At 69.3% G+C, this 15,123-nt stretch carries 18 protein-coding genes; 10 read left to right on the top strand and 8 right to left on the bottom strand.

The genetic code is table 11. The features are described from left to right. Positions 1 to 80: 80 nt before the first annotated feature. Positions 81 to 1,271, top strand: a complete 1,191-nt coding sequence (locus L593_RS07205; protein WP_020446284.1) for an inorganic phosphate transporter — start codon at positions 81 to 83, stop codon at positions 1,269 to 1,271. A 128-nt stretch (positions 1,272 to 1,399) separates the two neighbouring features. On the opposite strand, the gene L593_RS07200 is transcribed toward L593_RS07205, so the two are convergent. After that, a complete protein-coding gene (locus L593_RS07200) occupies positions 1,400 to 2,761 on the bottom strand; it encodes a hemolysin family protein (protein WP_020446283.1) in 1,362 nt (453 codons plus the stop codon). Positions 2,762 to 2,887: 126 nt separating this feature from the next. Continuing rightward, complete coding sequence (locus tag L593_RS07195) at positions 2,888 to 3,247, bottom strand: DUF4260 domain-containing protein (protein ID WP_020446282.1); 360 nt, start codon at positions 3,245 to 3,247, stop codon at positions 2,888 to 2,890. A 100-nt stretch (positions 3,248 to 3,347) separates the two neighbouring features. On the opposite strand from L593_RS07195, the gene L593_RS07190 reads away from it, so the two are divergent. Then, entirely contained in the window at positions 3,348 to 4,292 is a 945-nt protein-coding gene (locus L593_RS07190) for a hypothetical protein (RefSeq protein WP_020446281.1), read from the top strand. Between the two features lie 57 nt (positions 4,293 to 4,349). Here L593_RS07190 and L593_RS07185 read toward each other — a convergent pair whose 3' ends face one another. Beyond that, positions 4,350 to 5,198 (bottom strand): phosphatase PAP2 family protein, encoded by an 849-nt coding sequence (locus L593_RS07185; protein ID WP_020446280.1) that lies wholly within the window; start codon positions 5,196 to 5,198, stop codon positions 4,350 to 4,352. 105 nt (positions 5,199 to 5,303) lie between these two features. On the opposite strand from L593_RS07185, the gene L593_RS07180 reads away from it, so the two are divergent. From L593_RS07180 to L593_RS07165, 4 genes are all read left to right on the top strand, one after another. Beyond that, entirely contained in the window at positions 5,304 to 5,543 is a 240-nt protein-coding gene (locus L593_RS07180; RefSeq protein WP_020446279.1) for a hypothetical protein, read from the top strand. Positions 5,544 to 5,646: 103 nt separating this feature from the next. Further along, entirely contained in the window at positions 5,647 to 6,027 is a 381-nt protein-coding gene (locus tag L593_RS07175; RefSeq protein ID WP_020446278.1) for a helix-turn-helix domain-containing protein, read from the top strand. Positions 6,028 to 6,647: 620 nt separating this feature from the next. Then, positions 6,648 to 7,907, top strand: a complete 1,260-nt coding sequence (thrC, locus tag L593_RS07170; RefSeq protein WP_020446277.1) for a threonine synthase — start codon at positions 6,648 to 6,650, stop codon at positions 7,905 to 7,907. 146 nt (positions 7,908 to 8,053) lie between these two features. After that, positions 8,054 to 8,320 (top strand): hypothetical protein, encoded by a 267-nt coding sequence (locus tag L593_RS07165; protein ID WP_020446276.1) that lies wholly within the window; start codon positions 8,054 to 8,056, stop codon positions 8,318 to 8,320. Between the two features lie 109 nt (positions 8,321 to 8,429). Here the strand turns inward: L593_RS07165 and serA are convergent, their stop codons facing one another. After that, positions 8,430 to 10,019, bottom strand: coding sequence for a phosphoglycerate dehydrogenase (serA, locus tag L593_RS07160; protein ID WP_020446275.1), 1,590 nt, complete (start codon positions 10,017 to 10,019; stop codon positions 8,430 to 8,432). A 125-nt stretch (positions 10,020 to 10,144) separates the two neighbouring features. On the opposite strand from serA, the gene L593_RS07155 reads away from it, so the two are divergent. Further along, positions 10,145 to 10,951: an N-acyl homoserine lactonase family protein gene (locus L593_RS07155; protein WP_020446274.1), complete on the top strand. Its 807-nt coding sequence runs from the start codon at positions 10,145 to 10,147 to the stop codon at positions 10,949 to 10,951. Positions 10,952 to 10,991: 40 nt separating this feature from the next. Here the strand turns inward: L593_RS07155 and L593_RS07150 are convergent, their stop codons facing one another. Together L593_RS07150 and L593_RS07145 are read right to left on the bottom strand one after the other, a co-directional pair. Beyond that, positions 10,992 to 11,276 (bottom strand): amphi-Trp domain-containing protein, encoded by a 285-nt coding sequence (locus L593_RS07150; RefSeq protein WP_020446273.1) that lies wholly within the window; start codon positions 11,274 to 11,276, stop codon positions 10,992 to 10,994. A gap of 123 nt (positions 11,277 to 11,399) precedes the next feature. After that, a complete protein-coding gene (locus L593_RS07145) occupies positions 11,400 to 11,819 on the bottom strand; it encodes a deoxycytidine triphosphate deaminase (protein ID WP_020446272.1) in 420 nt (139 codons plus the stop codon). Between the two features lie 111 nt (positions 11,820 to 11,930). On the opposite strand from L593_RS07145, the gene L593_RS07140 reads away from it, so the two are divergent. Both L593_RS07140 and L593_RS07135 read left to right on the top strand, forming a co-directional pair. Further along, positions 11,931 to 12,134, top strand: coding sequence for a DUF5800 family protein (locus L593_RS07140; protein ID WP_020446271.1), 204 nt, complete (start codon positions 11,931 to 11,933; stop codon positions 12,132 to 12,134). A gap of 71 nt (positions 12,135 to 12,205) precedes the next feature. Next, positions 12,206 to 13,120, top strand: coding sequence for a DMT family transporter (locus tag L593_RS07135; RefSeq protein WP_020446270.1), 915 nt, complete (start codon positions 12,206 to 12,208; stop codon positions 13,118 to 13,120). 76 nt (positions 13,121 to 13,196) lie between these two features. Here the strand turns inward: L593_RS07135 and L593_RS07130 are convergent, their stop codons facing one another. Then, a complete protein-coding gene (locus L593_RS07130; RefSeq protein ID WP_020446269.1) occupies positions 13,197 to 13,865 on the bottom strand; it encodes a hypothetical protein in 669 nt (222 codons plus the stop codon). A gap of 163 nt (positions 13,866 to 14,028) precedes the next feature. On the opposite strand from L593_RS07130, the gene L593_RS07125 reads away from it, so the two are divergent. Continuing rightward, positions 14,029 to 14,739: a 2,5-diamino-6-(ribosylamino)-4(3H)-pyrimidinone 5'-phosphate reductase gene (locus tag L593_RS07125; RefSeq protein ID WP_020446268.1), complete on the top strand. Its 711-nt coding sequence runs from the start codon at positions 14,029 to 14,031 to the stop codon at positions 14,737 to 14,739. Positions 14,740 to 14,785: 46 nt separating this feature from the next. On the opposite strand, the gene L593_RS07120 is transcribed toward L593_RS07125, so the two are convergent. Continuing rightward, a complete protein-coding gene (locus L593_RS07120; protein ID WP_020446267.1) occupies positions 14,786 to 15,019 on the bottom strand; it encodes a hypothetical protein in 234 nt (77 codons plus the stop codon). Between the last annotated feature and the right edge of the window lie 104 nt (positions 15,020 to 15,123).

Genomic DNA, 15,123 nt, shown 5'->3' with positions numbered 1-15,123 from the left:
CGTCGCCCCGTCACTCCACAGGGTCACCCGGATCCCCATCCCGGCAGGCACTAGTAGCACCCCGGCGAACCCAGCGACGAATGGTCGGCATCGCGACGGTCGCGACGGTGCTCGTCGCGGGACTGGCCAGCCTGTTCATGGCGTGGGCAATCGGCGCGGGGTCCTCGGGTTCGACGCCCTTCGCGCCCGCCGTCGGCGCGAACGCCATCTCGGTCATGCGCGCCGGCTTCGTCGTCGGCCTGCTGGGCTTGGGCGGCGCGGTGATCCAGGGCGCCAACGTCTCGGAGGCCGTCGGCCGGGAACTGATCGTCGGCGATCCGCTCTCCGCGCAGGCCGCCGCGCTCGCGCTGACGATCGCCGCTGCGCTCGTCGCGGTGGGGATCTTCGCCGGCTACCCGATCGCGACGGCGTTCACCGTCACCGGTGCCGTCGTCGGCGTGGGGCTGGCGATGGGCGGCGATCCCGCGTGGCCGAAGTACGTCGAGATCGCCACGCTGTGGGTGCTCGTGCCGTTCGTCGGCGGCGGCATCGCGTACGTCACCGCCCGGTTCCTGCGAAGCGAGGCCACGTCGGAACGGCTCACACTGCCGGTGCTCGCAGCCGTCGTCGGCGCACTGATCGCCAACGTCGACGTCGCGTTGCTGGGCGAAAACGGCGCCTCGATCGCGGCATCGGCGGGCGTCGCGCTCGCCGACGCTGCCGCCGTCCCCTCGATTGCGGGCCACCTCCTCGCGACTGCCGCCTTCGCGCTGGCGTTCGCCGGCACGCTCTACCGAGAGCTCGTGATCGATCCGGCACAGGGCCAGCGCCGGTTTCTCCTCGCGCTCGGCGGTCTCGTGGCCTTCTCCGCGGGCGGGAGTCAGGTCGGACTCGCGATCGGCCCGCTGTTGCCGCTGCTCGATCCCTACGACGTCAACCTCTTCGCCGTGCTGGCGGGCGGCGGCCTCGGGCTCCTCGTCGGCTCCTGGACCGGCGCCCCGCGGATGATCAAGGCGATCGCCCAGGACTACTCCTCGCTCGGTCCGCGGCGCTCGATCGCGGCGCTCATCCCTTCCTTCGCGATCGCGCAGGCGGCCGTCCTCTTCGGGATTCCCGTCTCCTTCAACGAGATCATCGTTTCCTCGATCGTCGGCGCGGGGTACGCGAGCGGCGAGGGCGTCTCCGCCGAGAAGGTCGGCTACACCGTCCTCGCGTGGGTCGCGTCGCTCGCGATCGCGCTGGGCTCCGGGTTCGGCATCTACGCGGCGCTGGCGGCGCTGTTCGGTGCGTGAGTGCACGGAGAAGTCGCGATCCACCGCGGTTGGGGCCCGAGGCGATCGCTTCGCAGGTGGTCAGTGCTCGGCAGTCCCGGCGGTTCGTTCGTGCGAACGCGATGCTCGGCCGCTCAGTTACCGGCCACTCAGTTCTCGGCCGCTTCCTCGGACGCCTCGTCGTCGCTCGCCTCCAGCTCCTCGTGTTTGTGGAGGCGGGCCTCGAGGATGCGGGTGTTCTCGACGCGCTCGACGCGGATGTCGATGTTCTCGTAGCTGATCTCCTCGCCGGCCTCGACGAGTCGGCCCGCCCGGTTGAAGATGAAACCGGCGATCGTCTCGAACTCCTCCCCTTCGGGAATCTCCACGTCGAACGCCTCGTTGACGTCCTCGATGTTGACCTCGCCGCGCACGACGACGGTGTCGTCGTCGACGCGCTCGATCGGTTCGTCCTCCTCGCCCTCCAGGATCTCCCCGACGATCTCCTCGACCATGTCCTCCATCGTGATCAGCCCCTCCGTGGTGCCGAACTCGTCGATCACGACGACCATGTGGACGCGCTCGTCGCGCATCTCGGAGAGCAGTTCGTCGGCGTTCTTGGACTCGGGGACGTGCAGCGTCGGGTTGATGAGGTCGCGGACGTCGACGTCGTTCTCGCCGTACTGCGTGTCCCGGACGAGGTCCCGGATGTGCACGACGCCGATCACGTTGTCGAGGCTGCCCTCGTAGACGGGGACCCGGGCGTGGCCGCTCTGGACGCAGGTGGTGAGCGCCTCGTCGACGCTGGCGTCGACCGAGACGGCGGTCATATCGAGGCGCGGCGTCATGACCTCCTTCGCGATGGTGTTGTTGAACCGGAAGATCCGCTGGAGCATCTCGTGTTCGTCCTCCTCGAGGACGCCGGCGCGCTCGCCGGTCTCGATCATGTCCTTGATCTCCGAGCGGGTGACGTACGTGCTCTCGATGGCGGAGCGACCCCCGGTCACCCTGTTGAGGATCCGTGTGAGGTAGTCGACGACGACGACCATCGGCAGCAGGAAGTACTCCGAGAGCTTCAGCGGGCGGGCGATCCGGAGCGCCCAGGACTCGGTGTTCTCGACGGCGTAGGACTTCGGCGCCGCCTCGCCGAACATGAGGACGAGCATCGTGATCCCGACGGTCGCGATCACGACGGACTGCCCCTGCGTGACGTAGTAGGCGAGCAGCCCCGTCGCGATCGAGGACATCGCGATGTTGACGATGTTGTTCCCGACGAGGATGGTGATGAGCAGGCGGTGGGGATCGTCCTTCAGCGCCTTCAGCGTCGCCGCGCCGGCGACGCCCTCCTCGACGAGGTTGTCGATCTTGTGCGCCGGCAGCGAGAACATCGCGATCTCCGAGGACGAGAAGAAAGCGGAGAGTCCCAGCAAGACGACGATCGAGACCGCGCCTGCGATCGTGACGGTGGACGTAGAGAGGTCTGCCGACTGCAGGACCGACACGGACGTCGTCAGGGCGGACAGCCAGTGCATCGGAACGGGACTTGCTCGGGTACTGAGGTAAGTCTGTTGACCTGGGCCGCCGGAACGGGCAGTTCTGGCCGGTGATTCGTCCGTACCGTCGGGAACCTGTCGAGCCGCGCAGTTCGCCGAACCGGTTCAGCCCGACCGTCCAATTCGCCCGAGGTGGGTCTCCCGGAAGCTCCCGGCTTTGAGCCCGTAGCCGATCGAGCGGTCCATCGCGACGTGGAACGTCCAGATCAGCCCGCCGCTGACGGCCAGCCCCGAACCGCTCCAGAGCCCCACCCCCACGAGTCCGAGTGGCCAGACGTAGACGTGCGCGAGGTTGTAGGTGACCGCGCCGATGTCGTCGCCGAGCAAGTAGCCGACCGCGGCGACGTCGGGGGCGAACAGGAGGAGCACGAACAGCAGGAGTCCGCCGCCGAACTGCTGGTATGCGGCGATCGTCGCGACCGCGATCCCGACCGCCTCGAACCGCAGGTACAGCCTCGTGTCCATGTGCCCGGATCGCCTGCCCCCGAGATAAGCGTGTACGTCGGGCTCCCGGCTCCTGCCGCCCAACGGAACGCTTTCCTCCTCCCTGCCACGATCGACGTGCATGGACATCGCCGAGAAGCGCGTCTACGAGACCAGCGCCGGCCGGAGCAGACTCGCCGTCGCCACGGCCCAGGGACTCGCGGTGGTCGGCATCTCGGCGGACGTGATCGGCGAGTTCGGACTGGCGCTCCGCGACCCGGTGCGGGACGTCGCCGCACTCGGCGACGGCCGGGTACTCGCCGCGACGCCCGAGGACCTCCTCGTCGTCGCCCTCGGCGCCGACCGCGTCGCGGAGACGGTTGGAACCGTGCCGACGGACGCCGGCCCGACGGATGCGGTCACGATCACCGGGGACGCCGTCATCGCCGCCGGAGCCGACGGGGCGGTTCGGCGCGCACCGATGGCCTCGGTGCTCGACGCCGCCCCAGCGGCCGATTCGGGATCCGCGACGGCAGTCGCCTGGCGTGCGATCGGCGAGGCGGACGTCCGCGCCGCCGGGGGCCGACTCCTCGCTGCCGCGGACGGCGTCTACCGGGTCGACACGGACGCGATCGAACACGTCGGCCTCGACGACGTGCGCGACGTCGCTGCTCCTGGTGGCGTCGAGGCGGTCGGTCCCTTCGCCGCGACTGCAGATGGGCTCTTCCGCCTCGGTCCGGGGTGGGTCGAGGAGCGCGAGGGGCCGTTCGACGTCGTCGCTGCCGCCGGCGAATCGGCGTCCGCGGCCGGCGAACCCACGGCCGACGGCGAGCAGCGCGTCCACGCCGCCAGCGGCAAGGACCTCTTGGCCCGGACCGACGACGGCTGGACCTCGACCGACTGGCCCGCGCGAGCGCCGGTCGCCGGGATCGCCTACGGCACCGGGGACGACGCTGCTGGTGCCGAGGGGACGCCGCCCACCTTCGCCGTCGCAGCCGACGGCACGGTGCTCGCCGACGCTGGCGACGGCTGGCGGACCCGCTCGATCGGGCTCCCGGACGTGGCGGCCTGTGCGATCGTGCGCTGACCGGCGACTCATCGCCGATCGGCGCCGCTCGCGCCGTGGGCGTCGCGCCGTACCGACTCAGAGCCGCACCGGATCGAGCGGCCGGCGATCGTCGTCGACCTCGCCGCGGACTCGCGGGACGATCCACTGCGCCGCGCCGACGCTGAACACCGCGAGTGCGACGCCGGCGATGACGTCGGTGAACCAGTGAATCCCGAGCGCCATCGTCGCGAGCACGACGCTCGGCGCCAGGATCGAGGCGATCACCGTCCAGATCGGGTACTCCTCGCGGGTGAACCACGCGAAGATGAGCACCGTCACCGCCATCGAGGTGTGCAGCGACGGGAACGCGTTCGAGTTCGTGTTGATCGCGCTCGTGAGGTACATGATGTCGGGGAACTCCTCGAACAGCGGCGCCTCGACGCGGCCGACCTGGAGGTTTCGCGGCCCATACACGGCGAAGACGACGTACAGCAGGGCGCCGGTGAAGTAGTTCACCGCGTAGGCCACGAACAACATCGCGGGCTTGAGCAGGTCGTCGATCACCACGTAGGCGATCGGCGGGTACAGTAACAGGGCGCCGTAGCCGACGACGTACACCGCCGAGAAGTACAGGAACATCGGTTCGGGAATCGCGTCCTGCAGGAGTGCGACGAAGTTGCCCTCGAACCCCTGGATGTTGTCGGTGAAGGCGATCGCGAACGCCGAGGAGAACTCGTCGACGCGCGGTCGAACGAACGCGTTTAACAGCAGGACCAGCACGAGGACACCCGCGTAGGGCGACAACTCGATGGCGCGGCCCCGGAGGTCCCCCGCCATCGCAGTCTTCGCGTGCCGGTGCCACCCGGTCAGGACCGCGAAAACGACGACGACGGCGATGGTCGGCCCGAGGGTGTACCCGATGACCTCCCACGGAACGACCGGCATACCGTTCACGTCCGTCACCGCCGAGTAAAAGTGCGCCGATTCGCGAGCGGGACGCCACGGCCACAACGGGAGGAACGAAGTACCGGCCCCACGAACGGTTCGTCCATGGCAGGGCCACTCCGCGTCGAGGCGGGAGAGATCACCGCCGACGAGATCCTCGACGCACTTCGGGAGGGTCGTCGCGTCGTCGTCAGCACGGAGGTGCTCGGGGCCGACCACGAGGTCACTTTGCGCCACGACGGCTCACAGTACTACTGCGACACGCCGACGACGCTCCACACCCACGAGTCCGAGGATGAGATGCGCCAGTGCATCCACAACCAGGGGTACGCGAGCGCCGACTGACGGTCGTTGCTGCATTCCGCGGCGTGGATCGCTCGCTGCGATGACTCGTTTCGATCGCCCTCGGGGAACACGCTTAGGACCTCCCCCGCCCAAACCGCGACCGATGAGCGAGCCCGATCACGACATGCGTTCGCTGATGGAGGCCGCGGATCCGTCGTTCGACGCGGTGATGACCTGCGTGTTCGGGATCCAGCAACACGAGACGCGGACGTATCTCACCCTGCTCGACCACCCCGGTACGACCGCCGAGGAACTCGCGGACGTCCTCGACCGCGACCGCTCGAACGTCAACCGGTCGCTGACCGCGCTGCTCGACAAGGGGCTCGTGAAACGGGACCGCCGGCTGCTCGACCCCGGCGGCTACGTCTACCAGTACACCGCAGTGCCGCTGCCAGACGCCAAGGCGATGCTCCACGACGCGCTCGACGCCTGGACGGAGACCGTTCACGGCGTCATCGACGAGTTCGAGGCCGAATCGGAGTGAGAGTTGGCTTAATTTGCAATCCTCTATCGTCGATTGCACACCAACGACCGCCTTGGAAGCCCCCTCCCGCTCGCCGATTCTAACTCGCTGCGCGCTTCCCTCGCTCCGCTCGGTCCAGTGCTTGCTTCGTTTCAATCGGCGAGCGGTCGGCCCCTTCCAGTCCCGCCCGGATGGTTTTCCGAAGTGCGCTATACCACGTGGACCACGCCGGCGCGCGCTCGCGATGGTGAGCCGAGCAGCGCGAGGCGAACCTCGTCGGAGCTTGCTCCGACGGTGGCTGCGAGCCCCGAAGCGGGCGAGCAGCCAATCGCAGACATCGTGCGAGGGCCGAGCAGCGGAGCGAGGGAGCGTCAGCGACTGAGTGAGCAGCGCAGAAGGCTGGGGAGGTGTGAGGCGGGCGGGACTGAAAGGGGCCGACCGCTCGTGTTCGGTCACGACGGTAGCACGGCCGAGCGATAGCGAGGCCGCGCGCAGCGAGTGAGCGGGCACGAGCGGCCGGGGGCTTTCGAGGATGCTGTGCCCGCGGTAGCGGTTCACGACACGACAACCGTTCCTACATCGACACCATCCCAAAGCCGCGAACCGCCTCGCTTTTGCCCGCGGCCCGCAATTCCCTGCCAATGAGCCTGTCTCTCACGGAGCCCGCGTCCGCGACGCCCGACGTCGCCGACGACGGCGTCTGGCTGGCCTGCATCGAGTGCGGCGAGACCCTCGCGCCGTTCGACGACGTGGTGTACACCTGCCCCGACTGCGACGGCCTGCTGGAAGCGCGCTACGCCGAGCCGCCGACCTTCGACGACTTCTCGGGCAGCGGCGTCTGGCGCTACGAGGACGCCCTGCCGGTCCCCAAGCACGTCTCCATCGAGGAGGGGAACACGCCGCTGTACACCGTCCCGCGCCTGGAGGAGTCGGTCGGCGTCGACTCGCTCCAGATCAAGCACGAGGGGATGAACGGCACCGGATCGTTCAAGGACCGGGGGATGACCGTCGGCGTCGGCGCCGCGAAGGAGCTCGGCGTGGGCCGCCTCGCCTGCGCGTCGACGGGGAACACCTCCGCCGCGCTGGCAGCCTACGGCGCCCGCGGCGGGATGGAGACGCTCGTCCTCCTCCCGGCGGGGAAGGTCGCCGCCGGGAAGGTCGCGCAGGCGAGCCTCCACGGCGCCCGGATTCTCGAGGTCGACGGCAACTTCGACGTCTGTCTCGACATCGTCCAGGACCTCGCCGAGCGCGGGGAGGCCTACCTCCTCAACTCGCTCAACCCGTTCCGCCTGGAGGGCCAGAAGACGATCGGCCTCGAGATCCTCGAAACCCACCACGAGCGTCTCGGCGAGTACCCCGACCGGATCGTCCTCCCCGTCGGCAACGCCGGCAACACCGCGGCGCTGTACAAGTGTTTCCGCGAACTCGTCCAGGCCGGCGAGCTCGACCCCGAGCAAGTGCCGAAGCTCACCGGCGTCCAGGCCAGCGGCGCTGCGCCGATGGTCGAAGCCATCGAGAACGGCTGGGACCACGTCGAGCGCTGGGACGAGGTCGAGACGATCGCCACCGCGATCCGGATCGGCAACCCCGTCAACGCGCCGAAGGCGCTGCCGGGGATCCGCGAGACCGGCGGCACCGCGGTCGCCGTCGACGACGAGGCGATCACCGCCGCGCAGCGCGACCTCGCCGAGGAGGGCGTCGGCGTCGAGCCCGCCTCTGCGGCGTCGCTGGCCGGCCTCCGGGAACTTCGCGACCGTGGCGTCGTGGGCGACGACGAGCAGGTCGTTTGCCTCACGACCGGCCACCTGCTGAAGGACCCCGACGCGGCCGCGGCGGCCGGCGCGGATCCGGAGCCTGTACCCGGGAACACGGAAGGCGTCCTGGAGCACCTGGGCGAGTAGCCGCGAGCGACGAGTCGGACTCGCTGGCGCTCGCATAGATCGCCGAACGACCCCCACTTTTCGCCGCCGAATCGCCCGCGGGCAGCGCCGTGTGACGATCGTCTGACAAACCCTTTTGACGGATCGCCCCCTGGACGTGTGTCGCCATGTCCGCACCTCCCGAGGACGGCACGACCGCAAGCGGGAGCGGCGATCCCCCCGCTGCCGCACAGGCTGCCGAGGAAATCAACGGGTCGGGCGAGGTCAGCCGCCTCCGCTCGCGTGTCAGCCAGCTAGAAACAGAACTCGAACGCAAGGACGCCGAGATCGAGGCGGTTCGCCGCCAGTACGAGGCGATCCTGGATCGGGAGTCCTACGACGTCCCTGCCGAGCGTCAGAATGATCGGTCCGGGCTGTTCGGGCTGTTAGGATAGACGCGTTCGAACTGTCGCGCTGCCGTCGCTGCTTCCTTCCTCCTGCTCTCTGGGACCCGCGGCGGTCCGCTCGAAGCAACCTGCCGAAGTCGGTCCCGGCCGTCGAAATTCAGTCCCGGCCGTCGAGCGTGATCTCGCGCACGTCCGTGATCCGGTCGTCGGCGTGCAGTTCTTCGGCGACCTCGTCCGGCACCGGGTCGTCGAGGTTGTAGACCGTCAGCGCCTCGCCGCCGATCGTCTCGCGAGCGTTGAACATCCCGGCGATGTTGACGTCGTGCTGGCCGAGCGTCGTGCCGATCAGGCCGATGACGCCGGGTTCGTCGCGGTTCCGGGCAACGAGCATCGTGCCGTATGGAATAGCGTCGACGCGGTAACCGTCGATGCGGACGATCCGCGGGTCGTCGCCGGCGAAGAGCGTGCCGTCGACGCTGATCTCGTCGCCGTTGTTGGCGACGGTGACGCGGACGACGCTCTGGAAGTCCTCGGTCTGGTGGGACTTGGACTCGGTCACGTCGACGCCACGATCCTCCGCGACCTGCGGCGCATTGACGGCGTTGACCTGCCACTCCAGGGGCTCGAAGACGCCCTTGAGCGCCGAGGCCGTGACGAGGTCCACGTCCTCCTCGGCGATGTCGCCCTCGTAGCGGACTTCGACGGACTCGACGCGGCCGTCGAACAGCTGGGCGGCGATCTTGCCGGCGGTGTCCGCGAGGTCGATGTACGGCTCGATGCGCGGGAACGCGCTCTCGTCGACGGAGGGCGCGTTCAGGGCGTTGAGGACTGGCTCGCCCTCGAAGGCGGCGAGGACCTGGTCGGCGGTGAGTGTCGCGACGCCGGTCTGGGCCGCCGCGGTGCTCGCGCCGAGGTGGGGCGTCGTGACGATCTCGTCGACGTCGAGCAGCGGGGAGTCCTCGGCGAGCGGCTCGGACTCGTAGACGTCGAGTGCGGCGCCCGCCATGACGCCGTCGCCGACGGCCGCCGCGAGCGCGTCCTCGTCGAGGATGCCGCCGCGGGCGCAGTTGATCACGTAGCCGTCCTCGAGCTGTGCGAACTCCTCCTCGCCGAGCAGGCCCTCGGTGTCGGGCGTCAGCGGCGTGTGGACCGTCGCGACGTCGGTCTCGGCGAGCGCATCCTGGAGGTCCTCGTAGAGCTCCGCGCCGATCTGCTCGGCGCGCTCCGCGGAGATGTAGGGGTCGAACGCGACGACGTCCATCCCGAGCGAGTCGAGCTTCTTCGCGACCTGCTGGCCGACGCGGCCGAGGCCGACGACGCCGAGCGTCTTGCCGTTGAGCTCGGTGCCGAGGTACTCGCTCTTCGCCCACTCACCGTCCTGGAGGCGGCTGTGGGCCTGCGGGATCGACCGCGCGGCGGCGAAGATCATGCCGACCGTGTGCTCTGCGGTCGCGCGGACGTTCGGATCCGGCGCGTTCGCGACGATGACGCCGTGGTCCGTCGCCGCGTCGATGTCGATGTTGTCGACGCCGATGCCCGCGCGGCCGACGATGATCAGTTCCTCGGCGGCGTCGAACACCGCCTCGTCGACGTCGGTGCCCGAGCGGACGATCAGCGCGTTGGCGTCCGCGATTGCCTCGAGGAGGGCGTCGCCCTCCACGTCGTAGGCCGTCTCGACCTCGTGGCCCGCCTCGCGGAGCTTTGCGATACCCTCGTCCGCGATCGGGTCCGTGACGAGTACCTTCATACCTCCCGGATGCCGTGGGGGACCGTTAACGGTTGCTATGTGGGCGTCGCGGGCCGTGCTGCTGCGAGCCCGGAACCGCGCTCCCGGACACCGACAGTTACCTCGCTGGCCCCACCAGTGCCTGCATGGTCGACGCGACGATCCGGGGCATCCACCGCGGGACGATCCATAGCGACGTGAACTTCCACCTCGAGGCCGAGACGGTCGCGACCGTCGAGGAGCCGTCTCCCGGCGCCGAGCGCATCGCGACGCCGGTCTACAACCTCGTGATCGAGCACCCGGAGGCCACGATCCTCTGGGACACCGGCTCCCATCCCGAGGCTGGCGACGGCCACTGGCCCGAGGCGACCTACCAGGCGTTCGAGCACCGTGACGCCGCGGAACACGAACTCGCCGAGGACCTCGCCGACGCCGGCTACGCCCTCGAGGACGTCGACGCCGTGGTCTGTTCGCACCTCCACGTCGACCACGCCGGCGGCCTCCACACCTTCGCCGGCACGGACACCCCCATCTACGTCCACGAGCAGGAGCTCCAGTTCGCGTACTACAGCGCCTGCACGCCCGGCGGCGACGGTGGCGGCTACGTTCGCGCGGACTTCGACCACGATCTGCACTGGCGGATCGTCCACCGCGACCGGACGAGTTTCTTCGAGGACGTCGAGTTCGTCCGGCTGCCCGGCCACTCGCCGGGCCTCCTGGGCATGCTCGTCCACCTCGACGACCACGGGTCGCTCCTCTTCGGGAGCGACGTCGCCGAACTCGAAGCGAACTACGAGCAGGAGCGGCCGCTCGGCGCCGGGCTCCTCCGCGATCGGCAGGCCTGGCAGGAGAGCATCGGGCTTCTGCAGGACATCGAACGCCGCCACGACGCCGACGTGATCTACGGCCACGATCCCGACCAGCACGAGCGGGTGCTGGACGGCTGGCACTGACAGTCGAATAGCGGGCGCCGTCAGCAGACCGCGTCAAGCGCTACTCGATCGACAGATCGCCACCGGCCGCCGCCTCGCCTTCCTCGGCCTCGTCCCACTCCAGTTCGAACTCGATCGAGCGCTCGGTCATCGCGCCCTCCGGTCCCTCGTGCTCGACCTGGACCTCGAACGTCGGCTCGGCCGGGACCTCCAGCGTCACCGATTCGTCGCCCTCCGTGAGCGTGATCGACGCGCCCCGATCGAGCGACTCGGCGACGGCGCGCAGGTACTCGGCGATCTCCTCGCGGGCCATCCGTCCTGACGAGACGAAGACTTTCTCTTCCATACCGTTCCGTAGGGCGGCCGACGAGATAAAGCCGCGTTCCCGCGACCGGTCCGGCGCAGTGTTCCGGAGCTTCGGAGGGCGAGGAGAAGCGGCTGCATTCGAGCGAGGGCCACCGTGCGGCCCTCAGGGAGCGAGCAACGTCGAGACCCGCGCGTTCTCCTTGAGCCGCAGCCCCGCGCCGCCGACGGCGAGGGGAATCCGCTCCACGGACTCGACGTGGAGCGTCGGGTGGCTCGCACCCCGCTCCAGGATCGCGTCGCGGGGCTGGAGCACGAGTCGATCGTCGGCAACGACGGTCTCGTTGAACTCGAGCAGGTACTGGCCCGCGTCGAGGTGCCACCACTGGTAGTCGTCCGCCTCGTTGCGCCAGACGCGGTCGTGCGGCTGGAGGTCGGCGGGTTCGAGTTCGCCGCCGCCGAAGTCCACCCGTCCCGGTTCGGCGATCTCGTAGATCTCCGTCGCGGTGAGGTCGATCGCTGCCTCGCCCCGGTGGACCTGCGTCTCCTCGTGGACGATGTCCTCGACGTGGTCGGTGATGGACATGCCCGGACCGACGGCTGCCGGCGGCAAAAGCGGTGGGTCGAGGCCCGTCCGCCCGCGGTCGGATCGACGGCGTGCCGGATTGTTTTTGCCACCTCGGTGCGAACACAGCCTATGACGTCGCTTGCTTTCGACGAGCAGGGCGTTGACGTTGTCTACCAGGGCACCGAGTTCCGCCTCGAGAAGGAACTCATCGAGGAGGCCACACAGAAGAACTACTGGGAGGTCACGGACCACGAGGTCCTCAAACTCGTCGAGAAGGGCCCCGACCTCGGCGGCGAACCCCGTCGCGTCGGCGACATTCTGCAAGCTCACTGAACCGTCCGCCGGGACGGCGTCGGTATCTGCCGATTACTTTAGGCGCTGTGCCGTGGCGCTTCTGCCCACGCGTGTCTCGCGTCCGAACGCTGCTCCTGTTCGCGCTCGTGACCCTGATCTTCGGCACTGCGTTCCCGGCCGTCAAGGCTGGTCTCGCCTACTTCCCGCCACTGCTGTTCGCGTCGATCCGGAACTACGTCGCCGGTCTCCTGCTCCTCGCCTACGTCGGCGCGACCGCGACCTATCGCGTCCCCGTCTCTCGGGCGGACTGGACGGCCGTGATCGCGGGCGGCGCGTTCCTGATCGGCGGCGTCGGCTTCGGCTTCGTCGGCCAGCAGTACATCACGAGCGGCGTCGCCGCCGTCATCTTCAGCCTCTCGCCGATCGTGATCGCGGTGCTCGCCTGGGTGCTCCTGCCCGCAGAGCGACTGACGGGCCGCGACTACGTCGGCGTCGTCCTCGGCTTCCTCGGCGTGGCGATCGTCGTCCGCCCGGATCCGGCGGCGCTCCTGGATCCGGAACTGGTCGGGAAGCTCCTGGTGTTCACCGGAGTCGTCGTGATCGCCCTCGGCACGGTGCTCGTCAGGCGGAGCGAGCCAGCGCTCCCGGTCCCGGCGCTGACCGGCTGGGCGATGCTCCTCGGGGCGACGCTCCAGTTCTGCGCCGCCCTCGCCGTGGGCGAGTCGATCGCTGCGATCGACGTCACGCCCGCTGCCTTGCTCACGATCGGGTATCTGGGCCTGTTCGTCGGTGCGATCGGGTTCGTCTCGTACCTCACCCTGATGGGCACGGTCGGGGCGCTGAATGCGAACCTCACGACCTACCTCACGCCGGTCGTGGCGCTGGTCGTCGGCTGGGCGGCGCTGGGCGAGGACGTGGCGGTGCTGACGCTCCTGGGCTTCGGCGTCATCGCCGCGGGGTTCGCCGTCCTCCAGCGTCGCGAACTCTACGCCGAACTCGCGAGCTACCGCGGATTGTATCGGTGACTGGGCGCCGCCAGCGACGCCGCTTCGACGTGCCGTTCGCGAACGTGCCGATTCCTGCCCGACGGACAGCCCCGTCTCAGCCGCCGTCGCCGAACCGCTCGGCAGCGGTCTCGAAACTCGCCTCTTCGAACTCCTTCCCGCGCCGTTCCTCCCGCGCGGCGATCGCCTCGGGATCGGGCGAGACGTCGTCGTCGATCCGGGCCCAGGACTTGTGCACCTTCGTGTGGCACCATCGACAGAGCGCGACGGTGATCTCGTGGTCACCGCCGTTCGGATCGTCCTCGCCCTCGGGCGCTTCGCCGTCTCGCGGCTCTCCGCCGTCGCCGTCTTCTCGCGGGCTCTGCCCGCTCGAATGGTCCGCGGAACTGCGTTCCGCGATACTCGACTGTTCCGAGGCGCTTCGCGCCTCGTTTTCAGCGTACGAGAGGTGGTGCTCTTCGATGAGCGGCCGATCGTGCGAGTGGGCCATCCGACGCTCCTCGATGCCGCAGCGCCGGCACTCCTTCCCGTCGGTCGTCGAACGGAAGTTCGGACACTCCGCGGACTCCCACTCGCGATCCGCGTCGGGGTTGACGACCGGGCACCGAAACTCGTCGTCGCGTCGTTCCTCGGCGAACGTCGGATCGTCGGTGAAGCGCTCGAAGGCGAACCGGCAGGTTCCCTCGTCGGTGCAGTGATCGCAGCGGTCGACGTGCTCGTAGGGATCGTCGACCCCGACCGGGGTGCCCGTCGGCGTCTCCTCCATCGTGCTCTCGGTCCGGTGCCAGGCGAGTTAAACGCCGCGGGAGCGCCGACCGACGGCCTGCCCGGACACCGTCGGTCGGCCCCGTCAGTCCCGCCATCGTGGCCCGGACAGCCGTGCGCACGGAACCGAAACGCCGTTGCATTCCCCGCGACAATCCCGCTCCGTGCACGTCCGCGTCAACGCCGCCGTCAGCGCCGACGGCAAGCTCTCGAATCGGCACCGGGAGCAGGTGCCGATCAGCGGCCCCGCGGACTTCGAGCGCGTCGATCGGATCCGCGCCGAGTTCGACGCCGTGCTGGTCGGCGTCGGAACGGTGCTCGCGGACGACCCAAGCCTCACCGTCGACGACCCCGATCTCCGGGCCGAACGGGAGGGCCACGGCGAGCCAGTGAATCCCGCTCGCGTCGTCGCGGACTCCCGCGCCCGGACGCCGACGGACGCCCGGATTCTCGACGACGAAGCGACGACCTACGTCCTCGTGAGTGAGGCTGCGCCCGCCGACCGCCGCCGCGGCCTCGAAGCCGCGGGCGCGGAGCTGGTCGTCGCCGACGCCAGCGGGGCCGGCGACGACGCCGATGCGGGCGACCAGCGCGTCGACCTCCCCGCCGCCTTCGAGCAGCTCGAATCGGTCCACGGCGTCGACTCGCTCATGATCGAAGGCGGCGGTGAGCTGCTCTATTCCTGTTTCGAGGCCGGGCTCGTCGACGAACTCACCCTCTACGTCGGCTCGACGATCATCGGCGGCCGCGATGCGCCGACGCTCGTCGACGGCGAGGGGTTCGTGGCGGAGTTCGTGGACCTGGAACTGCGGGACGTCGAGCGGGTCGACGACGGCGTGCTGGTGACGTGGGCTGTCAGTTCGCCGGCCGAGTGATCTCTTCGAGCAGCGCCCCGTCTTCCTGCCCTACGGTCGCCTGGCACTACTCGTTCGGCCGGGCGTACGTGTACCGACGAGCGAGGAAGAAGGCCGGAAGCGGAAGCAGGAGTGCGGTCAGTCGCAACCGTCCGCGAGCAACCGTGTAGCCGACCAGGGCCGTGGCGAGCACCATCCCCACGTGGACGTAGACCCACGCCCAGCGCTGGAGGGAATCCCAGTCCCCCGCGAGATAGCGGTGGTACGTCCGTTCGATCGCGTCCGCCGGGCAGGCCGTCATGGCTGCCGGGTTCGACGGGGTGGGTGGTAGTTCTTGGGTCGAGTTGTCGGCGTTCACGTGGCGGCGTATTTCTGTGAAGGATTGCTTCCGCTCCGCAACCGCCG

Origin of the sequence: Salinarchaeum sp. Harcht-Bsk1 (genome assembly GCF_000403645.1) — an archaeon.
GTDB lineage: Archaea > Halobacteriota > Halobacteria > Halobacteriales > Salinarchaeaceae > Salinarchaeum.
This window is presented reverse-complemented; position numbering and strand designations above follow the sequence as displayed.

What these genes read in the sequence shown, in the direction of transcription:
- thrC (WP_020446277.1), top strand. Translation starts at nt 6,648, where the DNA reads ATGAGCCTGTCTCTCACGGAGCCCGCGTCCGCGACGCCCGACGTCGCC.
- L593_RS07190 (WP_020446281.1), top strand. Translation starts at nt 3,348, where the DNA reads ATGGACATCGCCGAGAAGCGCGTCTACGAGACCAGCGCCGGCCGGAGC.
- serA (WP_020446275.1), bottom strand. Translation starts at nt 10,019, where the DNA reads ATGAAGGTACTCGTCACGGACCCGATCGCGGACGAGGGTATCGCAAAG.
- L593_RS07165 (WP_020446276.1), top strand. Translation starts at nt 8,054, where the DNA reads ATGTCCGCACCTCCCGAGGACGGCACGACCGCAAGCGGGAGCGGCGAT.
- L593_RS07200 (WP_020446283.1), bottom strand. Translation starts at nt 2,761, where the DNA reads ATGCACTGGCTGTCCGCCCTGACGACGTCCGTGTCGGTCCTGCAGTCG.
- L593_RS07130 (WP_020446269.1), bottom strand. Translation starts at nt 13,865, where the DNA reads ATGGAGGAGACGCCGACGGGCACCCCGGTCGGGGTCGACGATCCCTAC.
- L593_RS07180 (WP_020446279.1), top strand. Translation starts at nt 5,304, where the DNA reads ATGGCAGGGCCACTCCGCGTCGAGGCGGGAGAGATCACCGCCGACGAG.
- L593_RS07155 (WP_020446274.1), top strand. Translation starts at nt 10,145, where the DNA reads ATGGTCGACGCGACGATCCGGGGCATCCACCGCGGGACGATCCATAGC.
- L593_RS07140 (WP_020446271.1), top strand. Translation starts at nt 11,931, where the DNA reads ATGACGTCGCTTGCTTTCGACGAGCAGGGCGTTGACGTTGTCTACCAG.
- L593_RS07205 (WP_020446284.1), top strand. Translation starts at nt 81, where the DNA reads ATGGTCGGCATCGCGACGGTCGCGACGGTGCTCGTCGCGGGACTGGCC.
- L593_RS07150 (WP_020446273.1), bottom strand. Translation starts at nt 11,276, where the DNA reads ATGGAAGAGAAAGTCTTCGTCTCGTCAGGACGGATGGCCCGCGAGGAG.
- L593_RS07195 (WP_020446282.1), bottom strand. Translation starts at nt 3,247, where the DNA reads ATGGACACGAGGCTGTACCTGCGGTTCGAGGCGGTCGGGATCGCGGTC.
- L593_RS07120 (WP_020446267.1), bottom strand. Translation starts at nt 15,019, where the DNA reads ATGACGGCCTGCCCGGCGGACGCGATCGAACGGACGTACCACCGCTAT.
- L593_RS07185 (WP_020446280.1), bottom strand. Translation starts at nt 5,198, where the DNA reads ATGCCGGTCGTTCCGTGGGAGGTCATCGGGTACACCCTCGGGCCGACC.
- L593_RS07145 (WP_020446272.1), bottom strand. Translation starts at nt 11,819, where the DNA reads ATGTCCATCACCGACCACGTCGAGGACATCGTCCACGAGGAGACGCAG.
- L593_RS07175 (WP_020446278.1), top strand. Translation starts at nt 5,647, where the DNA reads ATGAGCGAGCCCGATCACGACATGCGTTCGCTGATGGAGGCCGCGGAT.